Source organism: Caulobacter sp. GW821-FHT11E10, from assembly GCF_058808375.1.
Genome location: NZ_JBXARP010000002.1, coordinates 14,102 through 30,682, shown reverse-complemented (window position 1 = coordinate 30,682; position 16,581 = coordinate 14,102). Strand labels below are relative to the sequence as shown.

The window sequence follows — 16,581 nt, the reverse complement described above, 5'->3', positions numbered from 1 at the left end:
AGGAGACGACAGATGATCGACCTCTCGCAAATCAAGGAACACCAGGAAGTGGTCGGTTCCGACGGCGGGCACGTCGGCCGGGTCGACCATATCGCCGGCGGCGAGATCGAGCTGGCCAAGCTGGATCTGGGCGGCGGCTTCAAGCACCACATGATCCCGCTGTCGTGGGTGGAGTATGTCGACGACGACGCGGTCCACCTCAGCCTGACCAAGGACGACGCCAAGACCCAGTGGCGCGAGAAGCACTGAGCCAGGCGCCGATGATTTCGAGGCCTCCGTCCGCGAGGGCGGAGGCCTTTTCACGTCACCTTGCCGGTCCTTAACTTGACCGGCCGAGAGAAGCAGAGACCTATCCGCGCCATCAGCGCGGAGGGCTTCGATGTACACGCTCTATGGTTCACCCAGCACGGCCGGGACGGCCATCCACTGGATGCTGCTGGAGCTGAAGGTTCCGTTCGAGGTCACCTTGCTCGACTTCGACAAGGGTGAACACAAGACGGCGGACTATCTGGCGCTCAACCCCGACGGGGTGGTGCCGACCCTGATCATCGACGGCGCGCCGATCACCCAGATGGCGGGCATCGCCACCCTGCTGGCCGAGCGTCACCCGGAAGCCGGTTTCGCGCCGCCGCTAGGCTCGGTCGAGCGGGCCGAATATCTGAGCTGGACTCTCTGGCTGGCCAACAGCTTCCAGCCCAATTTCCGGGCCTGGTTCTATCCGCATGAGCTAGCGGGCGGGCAAGCGCAGGAAGCGGTGAAGACCGCCGCGCGCGGGCGGATCGAAGCCGGCCTGGCGCGCATGGACGCCCGGCTGGCGGAGCGCGACTACCTGGTCGGCGACCGTTTCAGCACCGTTGACCTGCTGGCCACGATCCTCTGCCGCTGGACGCGCAACATGCCCAAGCCCGCGACGGAATTTCCGAACCTGAAGCGTTATCTCGACCGCATTCGCCAGCGTCCGGCGCTGCGTGAAGTCCACGTGCGTGAAGGCCTGACGGACTGGATCGACGGCTAACCAATACGCGTGGACATCCCGCCGTCGACCGGAAGCACGACGCCGGTGACGAAGCGGGCTTCGTCGCTGGCCAGATAGAGGGCGGCGTAGGCTGTGTCCCAGGCCGTGCCCATCGTTCCGCCCAGCGGCACGCGGGCGCTGCGAGCGGCGCGGACGGTCTCGATGTCCTGGCCGGTGGCTTCGGCGATACCGGCGACAGCCATCGGCGTATCCATCAGGCCCGGCGCGACGGCGTTGCAGCGCACCCCCTTGCCGGCGTTAGCCTGGGCGACGCTGGCGGTCAGCCGGTTCACGCCCGCCTTGGAGACCTCATAGGCCAGCTGGATCCCGCCGGCGATCCCGGCCAGGGACGAGATGTTGACGATCGCGCCCGAGCCCTGGTCACGTAGGACGGGAAGGGCGGCATGGGTCACCCGCCAGAGGCCCTTCAGATTGACATCGAGGATCCGGTCGAAGGCCTCCTCGGTCAGGCGATGGGCGGGCCCGTCGCCGCCGCCGCCGATGCCGACATTGTTGACCAGGATGTCGAGGCCGCCGAGATGGGCCCGGGCCGCCGCCACGATGGCTTCGCCGGCGTCGGTCTCGCGGATATCGGCGGCCAGGGCGTGAGCGGCTCCTCCCTCGGCGGCGATCAGCGCGGCGGTCTCCTCGGCGCGATCGATATGACGGTCGACGCAAAGGACGCTGGCCCCCTCGCGGGCGAACAGCAGGGCGATGGCGCGGCCGTTGCCGATCGTCTCGCCCGGGGTCTGGCCGGCCCCGACCACCACGGCGCGCTTGCCTTCAAGGCGACCCGGCATCTCAGAAGGCCTTCAGGTCGGGATCGAGCGTCTGGCCTTCATCGAGCTGCACGCCGAAGGTGTTCAGCAGCATCGAGACCTGGGTGTACTGGCCGGCGGTGAAGACCACATCCATGGCCTGTTTCTCGCTGAAATGGGCGAGCAGGGCGCTCCACGTCACGTTCGAGACAAAGTGGTCGTAGTGCAGCTCGTCGGTCGCCTGGATCAGGGCGGTGTCGGCGGGGCCCCAGCCGGCGGCTGGACCGGTCTTCAACCGCTCGATCTCATCGTCGGTCAGGCCGCAGCGGCGGCCGATCTCGGCGTGCTGGGTCCACTCGTAGCCGCTGCGGCACAGGAAACCCGTGCGGAGAATGACGATCTCGCGCTCGCGCGGCGGCAGGTCGTTCTTCTTGGAGAGGACATAGTTGCCCCAGGCCAGGAACGCCTTCAGCGCCTTGGGCGCGTGGGCCATGGTCCGGAAGATGTTCAGCACCGGCCCCGCCGGGATCACCCCGCCGCCGCCGAGGGGGCCGAGGACCTCGGCCTGGTCGGGCGTCCATTCGCTGGGATCGAGCGGACGGATCCTGGCCTCGGACAATCTCACGGCGCGTCTCCCTTTGTTCTCGGCATTTCGACCGAGGCGGCGCAGGGCGTCAAACGAATGTTCGAGTCGATTCCGATCTGAGGCTTGTCGCCGTGTAACCCAAGCGTTACATGTAACCTTAGCGTTACATCACTGGGGGATTTGCGATGAGTGAGCTCAATCGGGTCGAGAGGGCCGAACGACTGTCCAAGAAGCGGGCGAGGATCTTCGCGGTCCTGGCCGTGACGTTCCTGGCCCTGCAGTTCGTCTATCTGTCCAACGGCGCGCTGGTGGAGGCCTCACGGACCAGCCACATCAAGATCGGCGCCTGGGCGGTGAACGCGATCGTCCTGCTGATCCTGCTGGCGACCGGTGGCAACCTGATCCGGGGCCGGGACATCCGCGACCTGCTGGACGATGAGTCCACCCGGGCGCACCGGCGACTGGCTTTCGTCTGGGGCTTCTGGACGATGATCGCCACCGCCTTCGGCCTTTACATCTTGAACCTGTTCCAGGAAGTGACGACCCGCGAGGTCCTGCACGCGGTGATCACCTTCGGGGTGACGGTCCCGCTGCTGGTGTTTTCCTATCTGGAGCGGCGCGCTTACCGGGATGCATGAGCGGCTGAACAACCGACTGCGCGAGATCCGCACGGGCAAGGGACTGACCCAGGCTGACTTGGCCGAGCGGGCCAGCGTCTCGCGCAAGACGATCAACACGGTCGAGAACGGCGTCTTCGTGCCCTCGACGATCCTGGCCCTGACCCTGGCCAAGGTGCTGGAGACCAGCGTCGAGGACCTCTTCCAGTTGCCGGACTAGAAGCCAAGAAAAAGGGGACCGGCCGAGCCGATCCCCTTCGTCATATCAGTCGCTTGAAGCGTCTTACTTCACGCTGGCGCAGAAGCGCTGGATGCGTTCGCAGGCGTCCTCCAGCACGTCGTTGCTGGTGGCGTAGCTGATGCGGAAGAACGGCGAGAGGCCGAACGCCGCGCCGTGCACGACCGCCACGCCCTCGGCTTCCAGCAGTTCGCCGGCGAAGTCCTCGTCGGTGGCGATGACCTTGCCCGACGGCGCGGTCTTGCCGATCAGGCCGGCGCACGAGGGGTAGACGTAGAAAGCGCCGTCCGGGGTCGGGCAGTTCAGGCCGGTGGCCTGGTTCAGCATCGAGACCACCAGATCGCGGCGCTCCTGGAACAGCTTGGCGTTCGGCTTGATGAAGTCCTGCGGGCCGTTCAACGCCTCCAAGGCCGCCCACTGCGAGATCGAGCAGGGGTTGGAGGTCGTCTGGCTGATCATCTTGCCCATGGCCTTGATCAGCGCTTCCGGACCGCCGGCGTAGCCGATCCGCCAGCCGGTCATCGAATAGCCCTTCGAGACGCCGTTCATCGTCAGGGTGCGGTCGTAGAGCTTGGGCTCGACCTGGGCGATGGTGGTGAACTCGAAGTCGTCGAACACCAGGTGCTCGTACATGTCGTCGGTCAGAACCCAGACCTGCGGGTGGCGCAGCAGGACGTCGGCGATGGCCTGCAGCTCGGCGCGCGTATAGGCGCCGCCCGAGGGGTTGGACGGGCTGTTGATAATCAGCCACTTGGACTTGGGCGTGATCGCCGCTTCCAGGGCTTCCGGCGTGATCTTGAAACCGCTCTCGGCGGTGGTCTCGACCGACACCGGCGTGCCGCCGGCCAGCAGGGTCATGTCGGGGTACGACACCCAGTACGGCGCGGGGATGATCACCTCGTCGCCCGGGTTCAGGGTGGCGACCAGGGCGTTGAAGATCACCGGCTTGCCGCCCGGAGCGACGTGGATCTGGGCCGGCTTGTAGTCCAGGCCGTTCTCGCGCTTGAACTTGGCGCAGATGGCCGCCTTCAGCTCGGGCATGCCGTCCGGGTCGGTATATTTGGTCTTGCCGGCCTTGATCGCGTCGATGGCGGCGTTCTTGATATTGTCCGGCGTGTCGAAGTCAGGCTCGCCCGCGGAAAGGGCGATTACGTCACGACCGGCGGCTTTCAGCGCGCGCGCCTTGGCGCTGATGGCGATGGTGGCCGACGGTGCGATGCGCCGCAGGGCGGCGGACTCTAGCGACATCTTGCAGGACTCCCCTGTGCTTGCCTGGCCCTTCAAGCGGGCCGTTTCAGGATTGCGGCGGTGTTTACGCCCCCGTTCGCCGCGGTGCAACGCAGCAAGGGCGGTTTCCTGGGCGGCCTGAGACATTTTGGCGCCGCTTCCCCCGCGTGACCGTCTTGCGTCCGGCGCGCCTGCCAGATACCGCTACCATTTGTAGGATCGATCGCGCGCAACAGCGGTCGGCCTCGGGGGAAACGCGGGCCGCGAAGACGGCCCTTTGGGGGAGGGAAAACCACCGTGAACACGAAGATTCTGTACATCGCCCTGGCCGTCTTGGCGCTGGCGCTGGGCGCGGCCTCGCCGGGCTTCACCCGCCAGTCGGGCGACGGCGACATCCTGCAGAAGGCGATCAACAAGCCCTCGGCCAATTGGCAGGTCTATGGCGCTGGCCAGCGGACCAGCCCGGTCAAGGACAAGGCCGTGGCTGGCGGCGGGGCCATGAAGGTCGAGGTCCAGGCGGCCAGCGACAAGCCCTGGGGCGTCGGCGCCCAGCAGGGCCTGACCGGCAAGGTCACCAAGGGCGACGTGATCCTGGTGGCCTTCTGGGCGAAGGCCGAAGCGGTCGAAGGCGGCCCGGCTGAGGGCACGGTCTCGGCCGTTCGCGTCCAGCAGGCCGCCGCGCCCTACGAGGCGGCGATGCAGGGCTCCACGGTCAAGGTCGGCGGGGAGTGGAAGATGTACACCGTGCCCGGCCGGGCCACGATCGACATCCCGGCCGGCGCGGCCAACGTCTCACTGCATATCGGCGCGGCCAAGCAAGCCTTGCTGCTAGGTCCGGTCTTCGTCCTGGACTTCGGTCCGGACTATGATCTCAACAAGCTGACCCAGTAGCCTTCAGGACCGCGCGCGAACGATCGCCGCGAAGCTCGCCAGGTGACGCGCGATCGCCTGGCGGGTGCGTTCGTCGATCAAGGTCCCGTTCTCGAACTTGGTATGGGCCTGGCCCACCAGGATGTCCGAGAGCGGGGCCAGGTCGGCGCCGGTGCGCTTGAGGTTCAGGCGCAGGGCGTCCTGGGCGCGGACCGTGCCGGTGATCCCGGGGCTGGCCCCCAAGGCGCAGGCGATCTTGCCGTCCAGCGGGGCGGGCTTGCCACGCGAGGCCCAGTCGATGGCGTTCTTCAGCACCGCCGTCAGGCCGCCATTGTATTCCGGGCAGGCGATCAGGATGCCGTCGGCCTCGCGGACGGCGGTCTTCCAGGCGGCGACGGGCGCGGGATCGCCCTGGTCCTCGATGTCCTGGTTGAAGAACGGCAGGTCGCCCAGGCCGAAGACCGTGATCCGCATCTCCTCGGGCGCCAGTTCGCGGGCGGCGTGCAGCAGGGCGGTGTTGTATGAGGCCGCCCGCAGGCTGCCGGAGACGGCGAGAATCTTCATGCGAGAAGATCTAGCCGGCGCGGGCGCGAATGTCCTCGTGGCCGAGCAGCATCGGGGCGATCAGGTCCCACAGGCGCGAGATTTCCTCGGCCGCGGCCGAACCGGGCTCCCATTCGCACACCGAACGACCATGGGCGATCGATTGCTGGAAGGCGTTGCGGGCGCGCAGGCCGATCGGGGCTAGCGGCAGGCCGGTGAAGCGCAGGGCCTCGGCGGCCTTCACGACGGCCGGCGGTTCGATGCCGTTGCGGCGCGCCGGGGCTTGGCTCAGCACGATCACGCCTTTCTTGCCCAGACGGCGCACAGCCTCGGCCGAGCGGACCACGGAGGCGATATCCAGGAAGGTCGGGCGGCAAACCAGCACGCAGAGGTCGGCGCAGTGGATCGCCTGCAGCACGTCGGCTTCGGGCGAGGCAGGCGTGTCGATGACCAGGGCGTCGAAGTGGCTGTTCTGGCCCAGCATCTGGGTGGAGAACAGCTTTCCGGCGTTGATCTCGGCCAGGACCGGGCCGTCGCCGTTGCGGGCGCGCAGGGCGTCGGACGCGGAACGCTGGGGGTCGATGTCGGCGAGCATGGTCTTGAGGCCGGCAAGATGCGCGGTGATCGCCAAGTTGACCGAGAGCGTCGTCTTGCCGGCGCCGCCCTTGCGGGAGATGACAGCCAGGGTTTTCACGTCACGACTCCTTGTCAGGCCAAGGTTTTCGGCCCTTGCAGCCTGTGGATAAGTAACGCTGTGATGTGAAGCGCGCGCAACTGAATTGTCGTGACGGGCGAGTCTTAACGTCCCCGGATCGCGGTTGGGGGGTGTTGGTCGGAAAAACGCCCCGTTCGCCTGCGCGTGTCCGCCCATCGTTTTGGGCGGCATGCTTGACCCGGAACGGCGCTTGCGCGAGGAGGGCCCGTGATCCGCCGCATACTCGACTTCGTGACCAACATGGACGCCCGCGCCTGGCGCACGGTGGCGGTCTCGTTCGTCCTGTTCGGCGGGGTCGGTGTGGTCTTCCTGTTCGGCGCGCAGCTTCTGGGCGTGAATGGCGAGGCGGCGGTCGAGCACTGGCTGGGCGCGGCCAGCGGGCCCTGGGCCCTGCCGGCGGCCGTGGCGGCGTTCGCGGTCATGGCCTTCCTGGGCGTGCCGCAGTTCGTGCTGATCGCCGCGGCGGTGGTCGCCTTCGGGCCCTGGACAGGCTTCGCCTACAGCTGGATCGGGACGCTGGTCTCGTCGATGGTCGGTTTCTGGCTCGGCCGGGCCTATGGCGCGCGGATCCTGCGCGACTTCGCGGGCGAGGGCGTCAACAAGTTCATGCGGATGATCGGCAAGAACGGCTTCATGGCCAGCCTGATCGTGCGTCTGGTGCCCTCGGCGCCGTTCATCGTCGTCAACATGGCCGCCGGCGTCACGCCGATGCGGCTACGTCACTTCGCGGCCGGCACGGCCATCGGGATCATTCCCAAGATCGCCCTGACCGCCTTCGCCGGCAATTCGATCGTTCAGGCGATGAAGGGCGGGGGCAAACAGCACATCGTCATGATCGTGCTGGCCGTCGTCATCTGGCTGGCCATGGGCCTGCTCAGCCGCGCCTGGCTCAAGCGTCGTGAGTCGGCGGAAGAGGAAGTGGGCTAAGGCCCGCGGCGGCGTAGGTCGCCTCGCGCCACGCTCTGACGATCTCGCCGAACCAGCGCGTGCGAGTGGCGTCGTCCATGCCGTCCGTCCCCTCGATTCCCGCCGCCCAGGCCTCGATCACGAAGTGCATGAAGGTGCGTGCGGCGTGTCGGCAGGTGGCGCGGGCGGCGTCGGACGCTGTCGGGGGCGGCGCCACGAACGGTTCGATCAACTGGGTCAGCAACGCTTCGAGCGCCTCGCGCCAGGCGAAGGCCTCGGGCGCGGCCCGCGCGTCGCGGAGCAACAATAGGGCCAGCTTGGGATTGCCGCGCGACATCGCCACCAGCCGCGCGATGCTGGAGCCGTAGCCGCCCCAGGGGCGGCCCGCTTCGGCCTCGATGCGCGCCAGCATGTCGCCGAACAGGGCGTCGATCAGGCTCTGACGTGAGGGGTAGAGCCGGTAGATCAGGATCTTGGCCACGCCCAGGCGGTCAGCGACGTCCTGCATGGTGGCGGCCTGCAGGCCCTTTTCCGCGAACACCTCGACGGCGGCCTCCAGCACGGCCAGGCCGCGCGCGGCCTTGTCCACCCGGGGCTTGGGCTGGCCGGGGCGGCCTCTGGGCGCAGGGACTTTCGCGACTCCGCTCATCGGTGATATATAGAATGAAACTATAAAGTTTCAAATAGCGGGAGGGTGACATGCGCAAGGAAATGTTGGCGGCGAGCGCTTTGGCTGTGGTCATGGTCGCGGGCGCGGCCAGCGCCGGTGAAATCGCCAGCCCGATCACGGTCGAGCGCCAGAAGGCCTTCGCCCAGACCCTGCCGATGGCCGACCGCCAGGACTTCGAGTTCGCCGACAAGGGCTTCCTGGGCACGCGCGCCGATCCGCTGATCAAGCGCGACGACGGCCAGCCGGCCTGGAACCTCGGCGCCTACGCCTTCCTGAAGGGCGAGCCGCCGGCCACCGTGAACCCCAGCCTCTGGCGGCAGGCGCAACTGTTGTCCAAGCATGGCCTCTTCAAGGTCTCGGACCGCGTCTACCAGGTGCGCGGCTTCGACATCTCCAACATCACCTTCGTGCGCGGCGACACCGGCTGGATCGTCATCGATCCGCTGACCATGAAGGAGACCGCCAAGGCGGCGCTGGACCTGGTCAACGAGAAGCTGGGCGTCCTGCCGGTCAAGGCGGTGGTCTATACCCACAGCCACAGCGACCACTTCGGCGGCGTGCGGGGCGTGGTCGACGAGGCCGCCGTCAAGGCGGGCAAGGTCGCCATCGTGGCCCCGACGGGCTTTATGGAGGAGGTGGCCGCCGAGAACATCCTGGCCGGCAACGCCATGAGCCGCCGGGCCCAATACCAGTTCGGCATCATGCTGCCGCCGGGCGTCGAGGGGCAGGTCAGCGCCGGCATTGGCCAGAACATCGCGCGCGGCTCGATCACCCTGATCCCGCCGACCATCAGCATCGACCACACCGGCCAGGAGCTGACGCTGGACGGGGTCAAGGTCCGCTTCCAGTACACGCCCTCGACCGAGGCCCCGGCCGAGATGAACCTCTATTTCCCGGAGCTGCGCGTCCTGGACATGGCCGAGAACGCCAATGTCACGATGCACAACATCCTGACCCCGCGTGGAGCCCTGGTTCGCGACAGCAAGGCCTGGGCCGACGACCTGACCGAGTCCATCCGGCTGTTCGGGGACGCCACCGACGTGATGATCACCAGCCATGGCTGGCCGCGCTTCGGCGGGGCGGTGGTCCGGGACTTCCTGGCCGATCACCGCGACGCCTACAAATATCTGCATGACCAGACGGTGCGGATGATGAACCTCGGCATGACCGGCGATGAGATCGCCGCCAAGATCCAGCTGCCGCCGGGCCTGGCCAAGGACTGGTTCAATCGCGGCTACTACGGGTCGATGAGCTTCAACAGCCGGGCCGTCTATCAGCGCTACATGGGCTGGTACGACGCCAACCCGGCCCACCTGGTCCCCGCGCCGCCGGCCGACGCGGGCAAGCGCTATGTCGCGGCCATGGGCGGGGCCGCCAAGGTCAAGGCGCTGGCCCAGGAAGCGGTGGAGAAGGGCGACTACGCCTGGGCCGCGAGCCTGCTGAATCACGCGGTGATGGCCGACGACGCCGACAAGGAAGCCAAGACCCTGCTGGCCGCCGCCTACGAGCAGATGGGCTACCAGACCGAGAACTCGTTGTGGCGGAACATCTACCTGACCGGCGCGGACGAGCTGCGGGGCGGGGTGCGCAAGCTGCCGACCTCAATGGCGCCGCTGGACATGATCACCGCGCTGGATAGCCAGATGATCTTCGATGTCCTGGCCATCCGCCTCAACGCCGACAAGGCCGGCGACGCACGCCTGCGCATGGTCTTCGCCTTCCCGGATCGCGGCGAGCGGTTCCTGGTCGAGGTGCGCAACGGCGTGCTGGTGGCCCAGCCCTCCACGGGCGGGGAGGGGGTCGACGCCACCCTGACCGTCGCGCGGCCGGTGTTCCTGGACTCGCTGTTCCGCGGAACCTCGCTGGTCCCGAAAATCCTGACCGGGGAAGTCAAGCTTGAGGGAGATCGCGCGGCGATGGGCCGTTTGGCGGGATGGTTTGACGCCTTCCCCACCGACTTCCCGATCGTAACGCGCCCGAATTAACCAGGGCCTGGAATAAACTTGCGCCAGCTGCGACGGATCGCGCGGCTGGCGCAAATTGCTTGCTCGATTCTGGCCGTCTGTGTAGAAAGTCGGCCATGACTGTCACGCGCGACCTGCTTTCGCTTCGGCTTATCAGCCCCTGGGCGCTCTAGGGGCCGCGCATCGTCGTGGCCGGGCGCACAGGGGACATTGAGCCCGCAGCCCGCACGCAGACACCCCATTCGACGAGTATATCCATGACCCCCGTATCGCCCGCCGCTTTCGACAAGCGCGACAACGTCGTTATTTTCGACACCACCATGCGCGACGGCGAGCAATCGCCCGGCGCGTCGATGTCGCTGGAAGAGAAGCTGGAACTGGCCAAGATCCTCGAGGAGATGGGGGTCGATATCATCGAGGCCGGCTTCCCGATCGCCTCGAACGGTGACTTCGAGGCCGTCCGCGAAGTGGCCAAGATCGTCAAGAACTCGACCATCGCCGGCCTGTGCCGCGCCCACCAGGTCGACATCGACCGGTGCGCCGAGGCCCTGAAGCCGACCCAGCGCGGCCGGATCCACGTGGTCATCGCCACCTCCGACCTGCACATGAAGCACAAGCTGCAGATGGAGCCGGACGCCGTCATCGACGTGATCGCCCGCTCGGTCACCCACGCCCGCAACCTGCGCGATGACGTCGAGTGGTCGGCCGAGGACGCCACCCGCAGCGACCGCCAGTTCCTGCGCCGCGCCATCGAGACCGCCATCAAGGCCGGCGCCACGACGATCAACCTGCCCGACACGGTGGGCTACACCTATCCGTCGGAATACGCCGACCTGTTCAGCTGGATGACTCAGAACGTCGAGGGCGCCGACCGCGTCGTCTTCTCGACCCATTGCCACAACGACCTGGGCCTGGCCGTGGCCAACAGCCTGGCCGGCGTTCAGGGCGGGGCCCGCCAGGTCGAGTGCGCCGTGAACGGCCTGGGCGAGCGCGCCGGCAACGCCGCGCTGGAAGAGATCGTCATGGCCCTGAAGGTGCGCGGCGACCGTCTGCCCTACCAGACCGGCATCGACACGACGCACATCACCCGCGCCAGCCGCTACGTCTCGGCCATCACCGGCTTCCCGGTGCAGTACAACAAGGCGATCGTCGGCAAGAACGCCTTCGCCCACGAGAGCGGCATCCACCAGGATGGCATGCTCAAGAACCGCGAGACCTACGAGATCATGACGCCGGAGTCGGTGGGCCAGGCCCCGTCGAGCCTGGTCATGGGCAAGCACTCGGGCAGCCACGCCTTCCGCGCCAAGCTGAAGGACTTGGGCTACGAGCTCGGCGAGAACGCGCTGAAGGAAGCCTTCGGCCGCTTCAAGGACTTGGCTGACCGCAAGAAGCACGTCTACGACGACGACATCATCGCCCTGGTTGATGACGCCCTGGCGCGCGGCTCGGAGAAAATCCGCGTTTCGCACCTGCGCGTGGTGGCCGGCACCGACGGCCAGTCGGCTGAGCTGACCCTGGACGTCGACGGCGTCTCGAGCACGGCGGAAGCCACCGGCGACGGCCCGGTCGACGCGGTGTTCAACGCCATCCACAAGATCGTGCCGCACAGCGCCGCCCTGCGCCTGTTCCAGGTGCACGCGGTGACCGAAGGCACGGACGCCCAGGCCCAGGTCTCGGTGCGTCTGGAAGAGGACGGCCGCATCGCCACCGGCGCGGCCGCCGACACCGACACGCTCACGGCCTCGGCCAAGGCGTACGTCAACGCCCTGAACAACCTCTTCGCCCGCAAGGAAAAGAGCCGGCCGGAAGCGGCGATCGCCAGCGGCTTCTGAGGTTCGCGGTCGTCTCGGCTCCGGCCGAGACCTTCCATCACTGAATAGTCGCGTCGCTTGGCCTCGCCTGAAAAGGCGAGCCAGATGGCGTGCGTCCTGAACGGCCTCCCGCGAGGGCGCCGGCGATGGCGCGCGCTTGCATGACGCGGCGGAGGGGCATGCCATGATCTTTGGCGACAATACCCAAGGCGCGCCGAGCGCTTGGCGCGCGATCCAGGCGCGCACGGCCGCGCTGGGCTTCGACATGCCGTCCGAGGCCGACACCGGGGCCATCTTGCGCCTCCTTGCCGCGTCCAAGCCGGGCGGCCGGATGCTGGAATTGGGAACTGGGACGGGCTTGGCCACCGCCTGGCTGCTGGCGGGCCTGGATTCGTCGGCCGGACTGGTCAGCGTCGACACCGACGCCCGGGTCCAGGAGATCGCGCGCGAACACCTGAAGGATGAGCGCCTGCGCTTCGTGCTGGCCGATGGCCTGGACTATGTCCGTGATCAGCCGCCGGCCTCGTTCGACCTGATCTTCGCCGACGCCTGGCCCGGCAAGTACGAAGGGCTGGACGAGACCCTGGCCCTGCTGAGACGGGGAGGGCTGTACGTGGTCGATGACATGCTGCCCCAGCCCAACTGGCCAGAAGGACACCAGGCCCGGGTTGACGAGTTGACCGTGCGTCTGGAAAGCCATGCCGATCTGGTCACGACCCGCCTGGCCTGGGCCTCGGGCCTGATCATCGCGGCGAGGCGGTAGGGCATGATCTGGATTCCGATCACCATCGGCGCGGCGGCCCTGCAGGTCGCCCGCAACGCCGCCCAGCGCTCGATCATGGGCGGAGCGGGGCCGTGGGGCGCGACCCTGGTGCGCTTCCTGTTCGGTCTGCCGTTCGCGACGGTGTTCGCCGCCGTGGCCTGGATGCTGACGCCCGGCGCCAGCGCCCATCCGACACCATCCTTCTGGCTGGCGTGCGCGGCGGGGGCGGGGCTGCAGATCGCGGCGACGGCGGCGCTGCTGGTCGCCATGCACCGCTCGACCTTCGCCTTGGGCACGGCCATGCAGCAGAGCGGCCTGCCGTTCGCCTTGATCTGGGGCGCGCTGTTCTTCGGCGACCACATCGGTCCGGTCACCTGGGTCGGCGGCCTGATCGCCACGGGGGGCCTGGCCGCCCTGACCTGGCCGCGCGGCGAAGTGGTCATGCGCAAGGGCGCGGTGCTGGCGGGCCTGGGCTCTGGCGCGATGTTCGCGCTCAGCGCCAACTGTTTCCGCCAGGCCAGCCTGGCTTTCGATCCCGCCCACCCCGCCGCCTCGGCGTTCGTGACGGTGATGGTCGTGCAGGCCATCCAGACCGTCGGCCTGACCAGCTACCTGGCCTGGCGCAATCCGGACTCCCTGAAGGCGGTGATCGCCGCCTGGCGCCAGTCGCTGGGCGCGGGGTTCTGCGGCGCGGCGGCCTCGGGCCTGTGGTTCACCGCCATGGCCCTGTCGCCGGTGGGGCCGGTGAGGGCGGTCGGGGTGGTCGAAATGCCCATCGCCGCCATCGCTGGACGCCGTCTGTTCAAGGAGCGTCTGAGCCTCTTCCAGATGGTCGCGGGACTGATCACGGCGGTCGGCGTGGTCATGGCCGCGCTCGGCTAGATTTCGCCACGATCGGATGCTTGGCCAGCTTGGCTGCAAAAGCCTTGGACAACCCCGCTAATAGACCTTGAATTCAACGCTTTCGCAGGGCACACGGGCGGGCGTCGGCGCGCTTTTGGCCGCTCGGACGACGGCGCGGCCAGGGGGCGGCGCTCCCGCCGAGCGACAAGACGCGCGGACCGGGTCGAAATCCCCTAAATGCGGGAATCATGTTGTCCTCGCATTGAATTGAAGTAGGAGCCTTTTCTTCTCCGCCGACCCCGTCTCCGGGACGGATAGGCTCCTCTTCTCCGATCTGACCACTTCGATCTGCCCGCGTTACGCCCCTCCTATCCCTCAGTCAGGGCTTTCAATGTTCTCTTCCCTCTTCGGCGTGATCTCGAACGACATCGCCATCGACCTCGGTACGGCCAACACCCTCATCTACATGAAGGGCAAGGGGATCGTTCTGAACGAGCCGTCGGTGGTCGCCTTGCGCAATGTCGGCGGTCGCAAGATCGTCCACGCCGTGGGTATCGAGGCCAAGCAGATGCTGGGCCGCACGCCGGGCCACATGGAAGCCATTCGCCCGATGCGCGACGGCGTCATCGCCGACTTTGAAGTCGCCGAGGAAATGATCAAGTACTTCATCCGCAAGGTTCACAACCGCAAGGGCTTCGTGAACCCCAAGGTCATCGTCTGCGTGCCGTCGGGCGCCACTGCCGTCGAACGCCGCGCCATCAACGACAGCTGTCTGAACGCCAGCGCTCGTCGCGTCGGCCTGATCGACGAGCCGATGGCCGCCGCGATCGGCGCCGGCCTGCCGATCCACGAGCCGACCGGTTCGATGGTCGTCGACATCGGCGGCGGCACCACCGAAGTGGCCGTTCTGTCGCTGTCGGGCATCGTCTATTCGCGCTCGGTCCGCGTCGGCGGCGACAAGATGGACGAGGCGATCATCAGCTACATGCGTCGCCACCATAACCTGCTGATCGGCGAAACGACCGCCGAGCGCATCAAGAAGGAAATCGGCACCGCCCGCGCGCCGGCCGATGGCGAAGGCCTGTCGATCGACGTCAAGGGCCGCGACCTGATGCAGGGCGTGCCGCGCGAAGTCCGGATCTCGGAAAAGCAGGCCGCCGACGCCCTGGCCGAACCGGTCGGGCAGATCGTCGAAGCCGTGAAGGTGGCGCTGGAAGCCACCCCGCCGGAACTGGCCAGCGACATCGCCGACAAGGGCATCATGCTGACGGGCGGCGGCGCGCTGCTGCGCGGCCTGGACGCCGAGATCCGCGACCACACCGGCCTGCCGGTCACGGTGGCCGATGATCCGCTGTCGTGCGTAGCCCTGGGCTGCGGCAAGGTGCTGGAGCACCCGAAGTGGATGAAGGGCGTCCTGGAATCCACGCTGGCGTAAGCTAGGATTTCCTCTAGAGGCGCCTCGGGGGGCGTCGGGAGATACAATTCGTGCCCTTTCGCGAAGGTCCCCTCGGCGACCTGAAAGTGCCGCTTACCTGGACGGCGGCGGTGGCCCTGATCGTCGCGGCGGTCATCGCCGTCGCGTTCCTGCTGGCCGATCGCCGCGAGACCCTCCAGGAACAGGCCTATGGCGTCACCCGCCAGACGGTGGACGTCGTGGCCAGGCCGGTCAGCGGCGCCATCGCCGCGCCGGGACGCTGGACGGGCCTGGGCCTGGACTTCGTCCGCAGCTACTTCTTCACCGCGTCGGAGAACCGCCGTCTGAAGACCGAGCTGGCCGAGATGCGCCTATGGCGTGACCGGGCCCTGGCGCTGCAGGACACCAACGACCGCTACAAGTCGCTGCTGGGCCTGCGGACCGATCCGCCGATCCCGATGGCCTCGGCCCGGGTGGTCAGCGATAGCCGCGGTCCCTTCGCCAACACCCGCCTGGCCGACGCCGGCTCGGAGCGCGGCATCGTGGTCGGCAATCCCGTGCTGAACGAGCGTGGCCTGGTCGGTCGCGTCGTCGGGGTCTCGAAGGGCGTCAGCCGGGTGCTGCTGCTCACCGACATCGCCTCGCGCACGCCGGTGATGATCGACCGCACCAACGCCCGCGCCGTCCTGACCGGTGACGGCGGGCCCAATCCGAAGCTCGAATATCTGCGTGGCGTCGATCCGATCCAGCAGGGCGACCGTGTCGTGACCTCCGGCGACGGCGGCGTCGTGCCGCGCGGTCTGCCGGTCGGCGCGGCCGTCAAGGGCCTGGATGGTCGCTGGCGCGTCGTGCTGTTCGCCGACCAGGCCTCGATCGACTACATCCGTATCCTGCTGTTCAAGGACTTCGCCCAGCTGGCCGACGAGAAGCAGCTGGAAACCAAGACCCTGCCACCGGTGACGACCGAAGACCCGCAGACCTCGATCCTGTCGGCCCCGCCGCCACCCGCGACCCCCGCCGCTGGGACGCCGACGCCGGCCGCGCCCAAGCCGACGACCGTGGCGCCGGCCGCCAAGCCGCCAGCCAAGCCCGCCGCGAACCCCGCGCCGACGGGAGCGCCCCGATGAGCATGAGCGGCGCGCGGCCCCTCAATCCTGGCCGCTGGCTGGGCGTGCCCATGCTGCTCTGCGTCGTCGCGACGGTGATCTTCGCCGCGCCGATCCGGATCTGGGGCCTGCAACTGCCCGAGCCCGTGTTCGCCATGGTTCCGGCCTTCGCCTGGGCCATGATCCGTCCTTCGATCCTGGCGCCGTTCGCAATCCTGGTGCTGGGCCTGTTCCTCGACATCTTCTGGGGCGGGCCGACCGGCCTGTGGGGCCTGTCGCTCCTGCTGGCCTATGCCATGGTGCTGGTCCTGCGCAACGCCATGACCGGCCAGAGCCGGCCGATGATGTGGGCCTGGTTCGCGGCCGTGACGGCGATGGCCATGACCGGCGGTTTCCTTTTCACCATGCTCGACAGCCTGGCCATGCCTAGCCTGCTGGCCGTATTCTGGCAGTTCCTGGTAACCGCGCTGCTCTTCCCGTTCGCCCACCGCCTGGTCGATCGCTTCGAGGACGCCGACGTGCGTTTCCGGTGAGG

At 67.8% G+C, this 16,581-nt stretch carries 20 protein-coding genes; 14 read left to right on the top strand and 6 right to left on the bottom strand.

Annotated elements, in window-relative coordinates:
* Positions 1-12: 12 nt before the first annotated feature.
* A complete protein-coding gene (locus AC1RRV_RS03215; RefSeq protein WP_492858137.1) occupies positions 13-249 on the top strand; it encodes a DUF2171 domain-containing protein in 237 nt (78 codons plus the stop codon).
* Between the two features lie 130 nt (positions 250-379).
* On the top strand, positions 380-1,015 hold the full coding sequence (locus tag AC1RRV_RS03210) for a glutathione S-transferase family protein (protein WP_492858136.1): 636 nt from the start codon (positions 380-382) through the stop codon (positions 1,013-1,015).
* Here the strand turns inward: AC1RRV_RS03210 and AC1RRV_RS03205 are convergent.
* Together AC1RRV_RS03205 and AC1RRV_RS03200 are read right to left on the bottom strand one after the other, a co-directional pair.
* On the bottom strand, positions 1,012-1,815 hold the full coding sequence (locus AC1RRV_RS03205; protein WP_492858135.1) for an SDR family NAD(P)-dependent oxidoreductase: 804 nt from the start codon (positions 1,813-1,815) through the stop codon (positions 1,012-1,014). The two genes, AC1RRV_RS03210 and AC1RRV_RS03205, sit on opposite strands and share 4 nt — an antisense overlap.
* A gap of 1 nt (position 1,816) precedes the next feature.
* Positions 1,817-2,398, bottom strand: coding sequence for a carboxymuconolactone decarboxylase family protein (locus AC1RRV_RS03200; protein WP_492858134.1), 582 nt, complete (start codon positions 2,396-2,398; stop codon positions 1,817-1,819).
* Between the two features lie 146 nt (positions 2,399-2,544).
* On the opposite strand from AC1RRV_RS03200, the gene AC1RRV_RS03195 reads away from it, so the two are divergent.
* Both AC1RRV_RS03195 and AC1RRV_RS03190 read left to right on the top strand, forming a co-directional pair.
* The gene (locus AC1RRV_RS03195; protein WP_492858133.1) at positions 2,545-2,997 is read left to right on the top strand and encodes a hypothetical protein; all 453 of its coding nucleotides are present in this window, start codon (positions 2,545-2,547) and stop codon (positions 2,995-2,997) included.
* Positions 2,990-3,196 (top strand): helix-turn-helix transcriptional regulator, encoded by a 207-nt coding sequence (locus AC1RRV_RS03190; RefSeq protein WP_492858132.1) that lies wholly within the window; start codon positions 2,990-2,992, stop codon positions 3,194-3,196. The genes AC1RRV_RS03195 and AC1RRV_RS03190 overlap by 8 nt, the downstream gene beginning before the upstream one ends.
* A gap of 63 nt (positions 3,197-3,259) precedes the next feature.
* Here AC1RRV_RS03190 and AC1RRV_RS03185 read toward each other — a convergent pair whose 3' ends face one another.
* A complete protein-coding gene (locus tag AC1RRV_RS03185) occupies positions 3,260-4,462 on the bottom strand; it encodes a pyridoxal phosphate-dependent aminotransferase (protein WP_492858131.1) in 1,203 nt (400 codons plus the stop codon).
* Between the two features lie 276 nt (positions 4,463-4,738).
* Between AC1RRV_RS03185 and AC1RRV_RS03180 the strand changes: the two genes are divergently transcribed.
* The gene (locus tag AC1RRV_RS03180; RefSeq protein ID WP_492858130.1) at positions 4,739-5,332 is read left to right on the top strand and encodes a carbohydrate binding domain-containing protein; all 594 of its coding nucleotides are present in this window, start codon (positions 4,739-4,741) and stop codon (positions 5,330-5,332) included.
* 3 nt (positions 5,333-5,335) lie between these two features.
* Here the strand turns inward: AC1RRV_RS03180 and AC1RRV_RS03175 are convergent, their stop codons facing one another.
* Both AC1RRV_RS03175 and AC1RRV_RS03170 read right to left on the bottom strand, forming a co-directional pair.
* Positions 5,336-5,875 (bottom strand): NADPH-dependent FMN reductase, encoded by a 540-nt coding sequence (locus tag AC1RRV_RS03175; RefSeq protein ID WP_492858129.1) that lies wholly within the window; start codon positions 5,873-5,875, stop codon positions 5,336-5,338.
* Between the two features lie 10 nt (positions 5,876-5,885).
* Entirely contained in the window at positions 5,886-6,548 is a 663-nt protein-coding gene (locus AC1RRV_RS03170; RefSeq protein ID WP_492858128.1) for an AAA family ATPase, read from the bottom strand.
* Positions 6,549-6,776: 228 nt separating this feature from the next.
* Between AC1RRV_RS03170 and AC1RRV_RS03165 the strand changes: the two genes are divergently transcribed.
* Positions 6,777-7,496, top strand: a complete 720-nt coding sequence (locus AC1RRV_RS03165) for a TVP38/TMEM64 family protein (RefSeq protein ID WP_492858127.1) — start codon at positions 6,777-6,779, stop codon at positions 7,494-7,496.
* Here AC1RRV_RS03165 and AC1RRV_RS03160 read toward each other — a convergent pair.
* Positions 7,459-8,124, bottom strand: coding sequence for a TetR/AcrR family transcriptional regulator (locus tag AC1RRV_RS03160; RefSeq protein WP_492858126.1), 666 nt, complete (start codon positions 8,122-8,124; stop codon positions 7,459-7,461). The two genes, AC1RRV_RS03165 and AC1RRV_RS03160, sit on opposite strands and share 38 nt — an antisense overlap.
* Before the next feature lie 50 nt (positions 8,125-8,174).
* Between AC1RRV_RS03160 and AC1RRV_RS03155 the strand changes: the two genes are divergently transcribed.
* The 8 genes from AC1RRV_RS03155 (at position 8,175) to AC1RRV_RS03120 (ending at position 16,579) form a co-directional block, all read left to right on the top strand.
* Positions 8,175-10,130 carry an alkyl/aryl-sulfatase gene (locus AC1RRV_RS03155; RefSeq protein WP_492858125.1) on the top strand — a complete coding sequence of 652 codons (1,956 nt, stop codon included), beginning with the start codon at positions 8,175-8,177 and terminating at the stop codon, positions 10,128-10,130.
* Positions 10,131-10,225: 95 nt separating this feature from the next.
* The gene (locus AC1RRV_RS03150) at positions 10,226-10,282 is read left to right on the top strand and encodes a hypothetical protein (protein ID WP_024265724.1); all 57 of its coding nucleotides are present in this window, start codon (positions 10,226-10,228) and stop codon (positions 10,280-10,282) included.
* Between the two features lie 84 nt (positions 10,283-10,366).
* Complete coding sequence (locus AC1RRV_RS03145; protein ID WP_492858124.1) at positions 10,367-11,941, top strand: 2-isopropylmalate synthase; 1,575 nt, start codon at positions 10,367-10,369, stop codon at positions 11,939-11,941.
* A gap of 163 nt (positions 11,942-12,104) precedes the next feature.
* Positions 12,105-12,683 carry an O-methyltransferase gene (locus tag AC1RRV_RS03140; protein ID WP_492858123.1) on the top strand — a complete coding sequence of 193 codons (579 nt, stop codon included), beginning with the start codon at positions 12,105-12,107 and terminating at the stop codon, positions 12,681-12,683.
* Positions 12,684-12,686: 3 nt separating this feature from the next.
* Positions 12,687-13,565, top strand: coding sequence for a DMT family transporter (locus AC1RRV_RS03135; protein WP_492858122.1), 879 nt, complete (start codon positions 12,687-12,689; stop codon positions 13,563-13,565).
* A gap of 352 nt (positions 13,566-13,917) precedes the next feature.
* A complete protein-coding gene (locus tag AC1RRV_RS03130) occupies positions 13,918-14,961 on the top strand; it encodes a rod shape-determining protein (RefSeq protein WP_004623009.1) in 1,044 nt (347 codons plus the stop codon).
* Positions 14,962-15,011: 50 nt separating this feature from the next.
* Positions 15,012-16,067, top strand: a complete 1,056-nt coding sequence (mreC, locus tag AC1RRV_RS03125) for a rod shape-determining protein MreC (protein WP_492858121.1) — start codon at positions 15,012-15,014, stop codon at positions 16,065-16,067.
* Entirely contained in the window at positions 16,064-16,579 is a 516-nt protein-coding gene (locus AC1RRV_RS03120) for a hypothetical protein (protein WP_492858120.1), read from the top strand. Before mreC ends, AC1RRV_RS03120 begins: the two co-directional genes overlap by 4 nt.
* Positions 16,580-16,581 lie beyond the last annotated feature (2 nt).

Bases quoted from the DNA above. Each gene is read 5' to 3' on its own strand.
- AC1RRV_RS03205 (WP_492858135.1), bottom strand. From the start codon at position 1,815: ATGCCGGGTCGCCTTGAAGGCAAGCGCGCCGTGGTGGTCGGGGCCGGC.
- AC1RRV_RS03140 (WP_492858123.1), top strand. From the start codon at position 12,105: ATGATCTTTGGCGACAATACCCAAGGCGCGCCGAGCGCTTGGCGCGCG.
- AC1RRV_RS03160 (WP_492858126.1), bottom strand. From the start codon at position 8,124: ATGAGCGGAGTCGCGAAAGTCCCTGCGCCCAGAGGCCGCCCCGGCCAG.
- AC1RRV_RS03130 (WP_004623009.1), top strand. From the start codon at position 13,918: ATGTTCTCTTCCCTCTTCGGCGTGATCTCGAACGACATCGCCATCGAC.
- AC1RRV_RS03120 (WP_492858120.1), top strand. From the start codon at position 16,064: ATGAGCATGAGCGGCGCGCGGCCCCTCAATCCTGGCCGCTGGCTGGGC.
- AC1RRV_RS03145 (WP_492858124.1), top strand. From the start codon at position 10,367: ATGACCCCCGTATCGCCCGCCGCTTTCGACAAGCGCGACAACGTCGTT.
- AC1RRV_RS03135 (WP_492858122.1), top strand. From the start codon at position 12,687: ATGATCTGGATTCCGATCACCATCGGCGCGGCGGCCCTGCAGGTCGCC.
- AC1RRV_RS03185 (WP_492858131.1), bottom strand. From the start codon at position 4,462: ATGTCGCTAGAGTCCGCCGCCCTGCGGCGCATCGCACCGTCGGCCACC.
- AC1RRV_RS03190 (WP_492858132.1), top strand. From the start codon at position 2,990: ATGCATGAGCGGCTGAACAACCGACTGCGCGAGATCCGCACGGGCAAG.
- AC1RRV_RS03210 (WP_492858136.1), top strand. From the start codon at position 380: ATGTACACGCTCTATGGTTCACCCAGCACGGCCGGGACGGCCATCCAC.
- AC1RRV_RS03175 (WP_492858129.1), bottom strand. From the start codon at position 5,875: ATGAAGATTCTCGCCGTCTCCGGCAGCCTGCGGGCGGCCTCATACAAC.
- AC1RRV_RS03195 (WP_492858133.1), top strand. From the start codon at position 2,545: ATGAGTGAGCTCAATCGGGTCGAGAGGGCCGAACGACTGTCCAAGAAG.
- AC1RRV_RS03155 (WP_492858125.1), top strand. From the start codon at position 8,175: ATGCGCAAGGAAATGTTGGCGGCGAGCGCTTTGGCTGTGGTCATGGTC.
- AC1RRV_RS03215 (WP_492858137.1), top strand. From the start codon at position 13: ATGATCGACCTCTCGCAAATCAAGGAACACCAGGAAGTGGTCGGTTCC.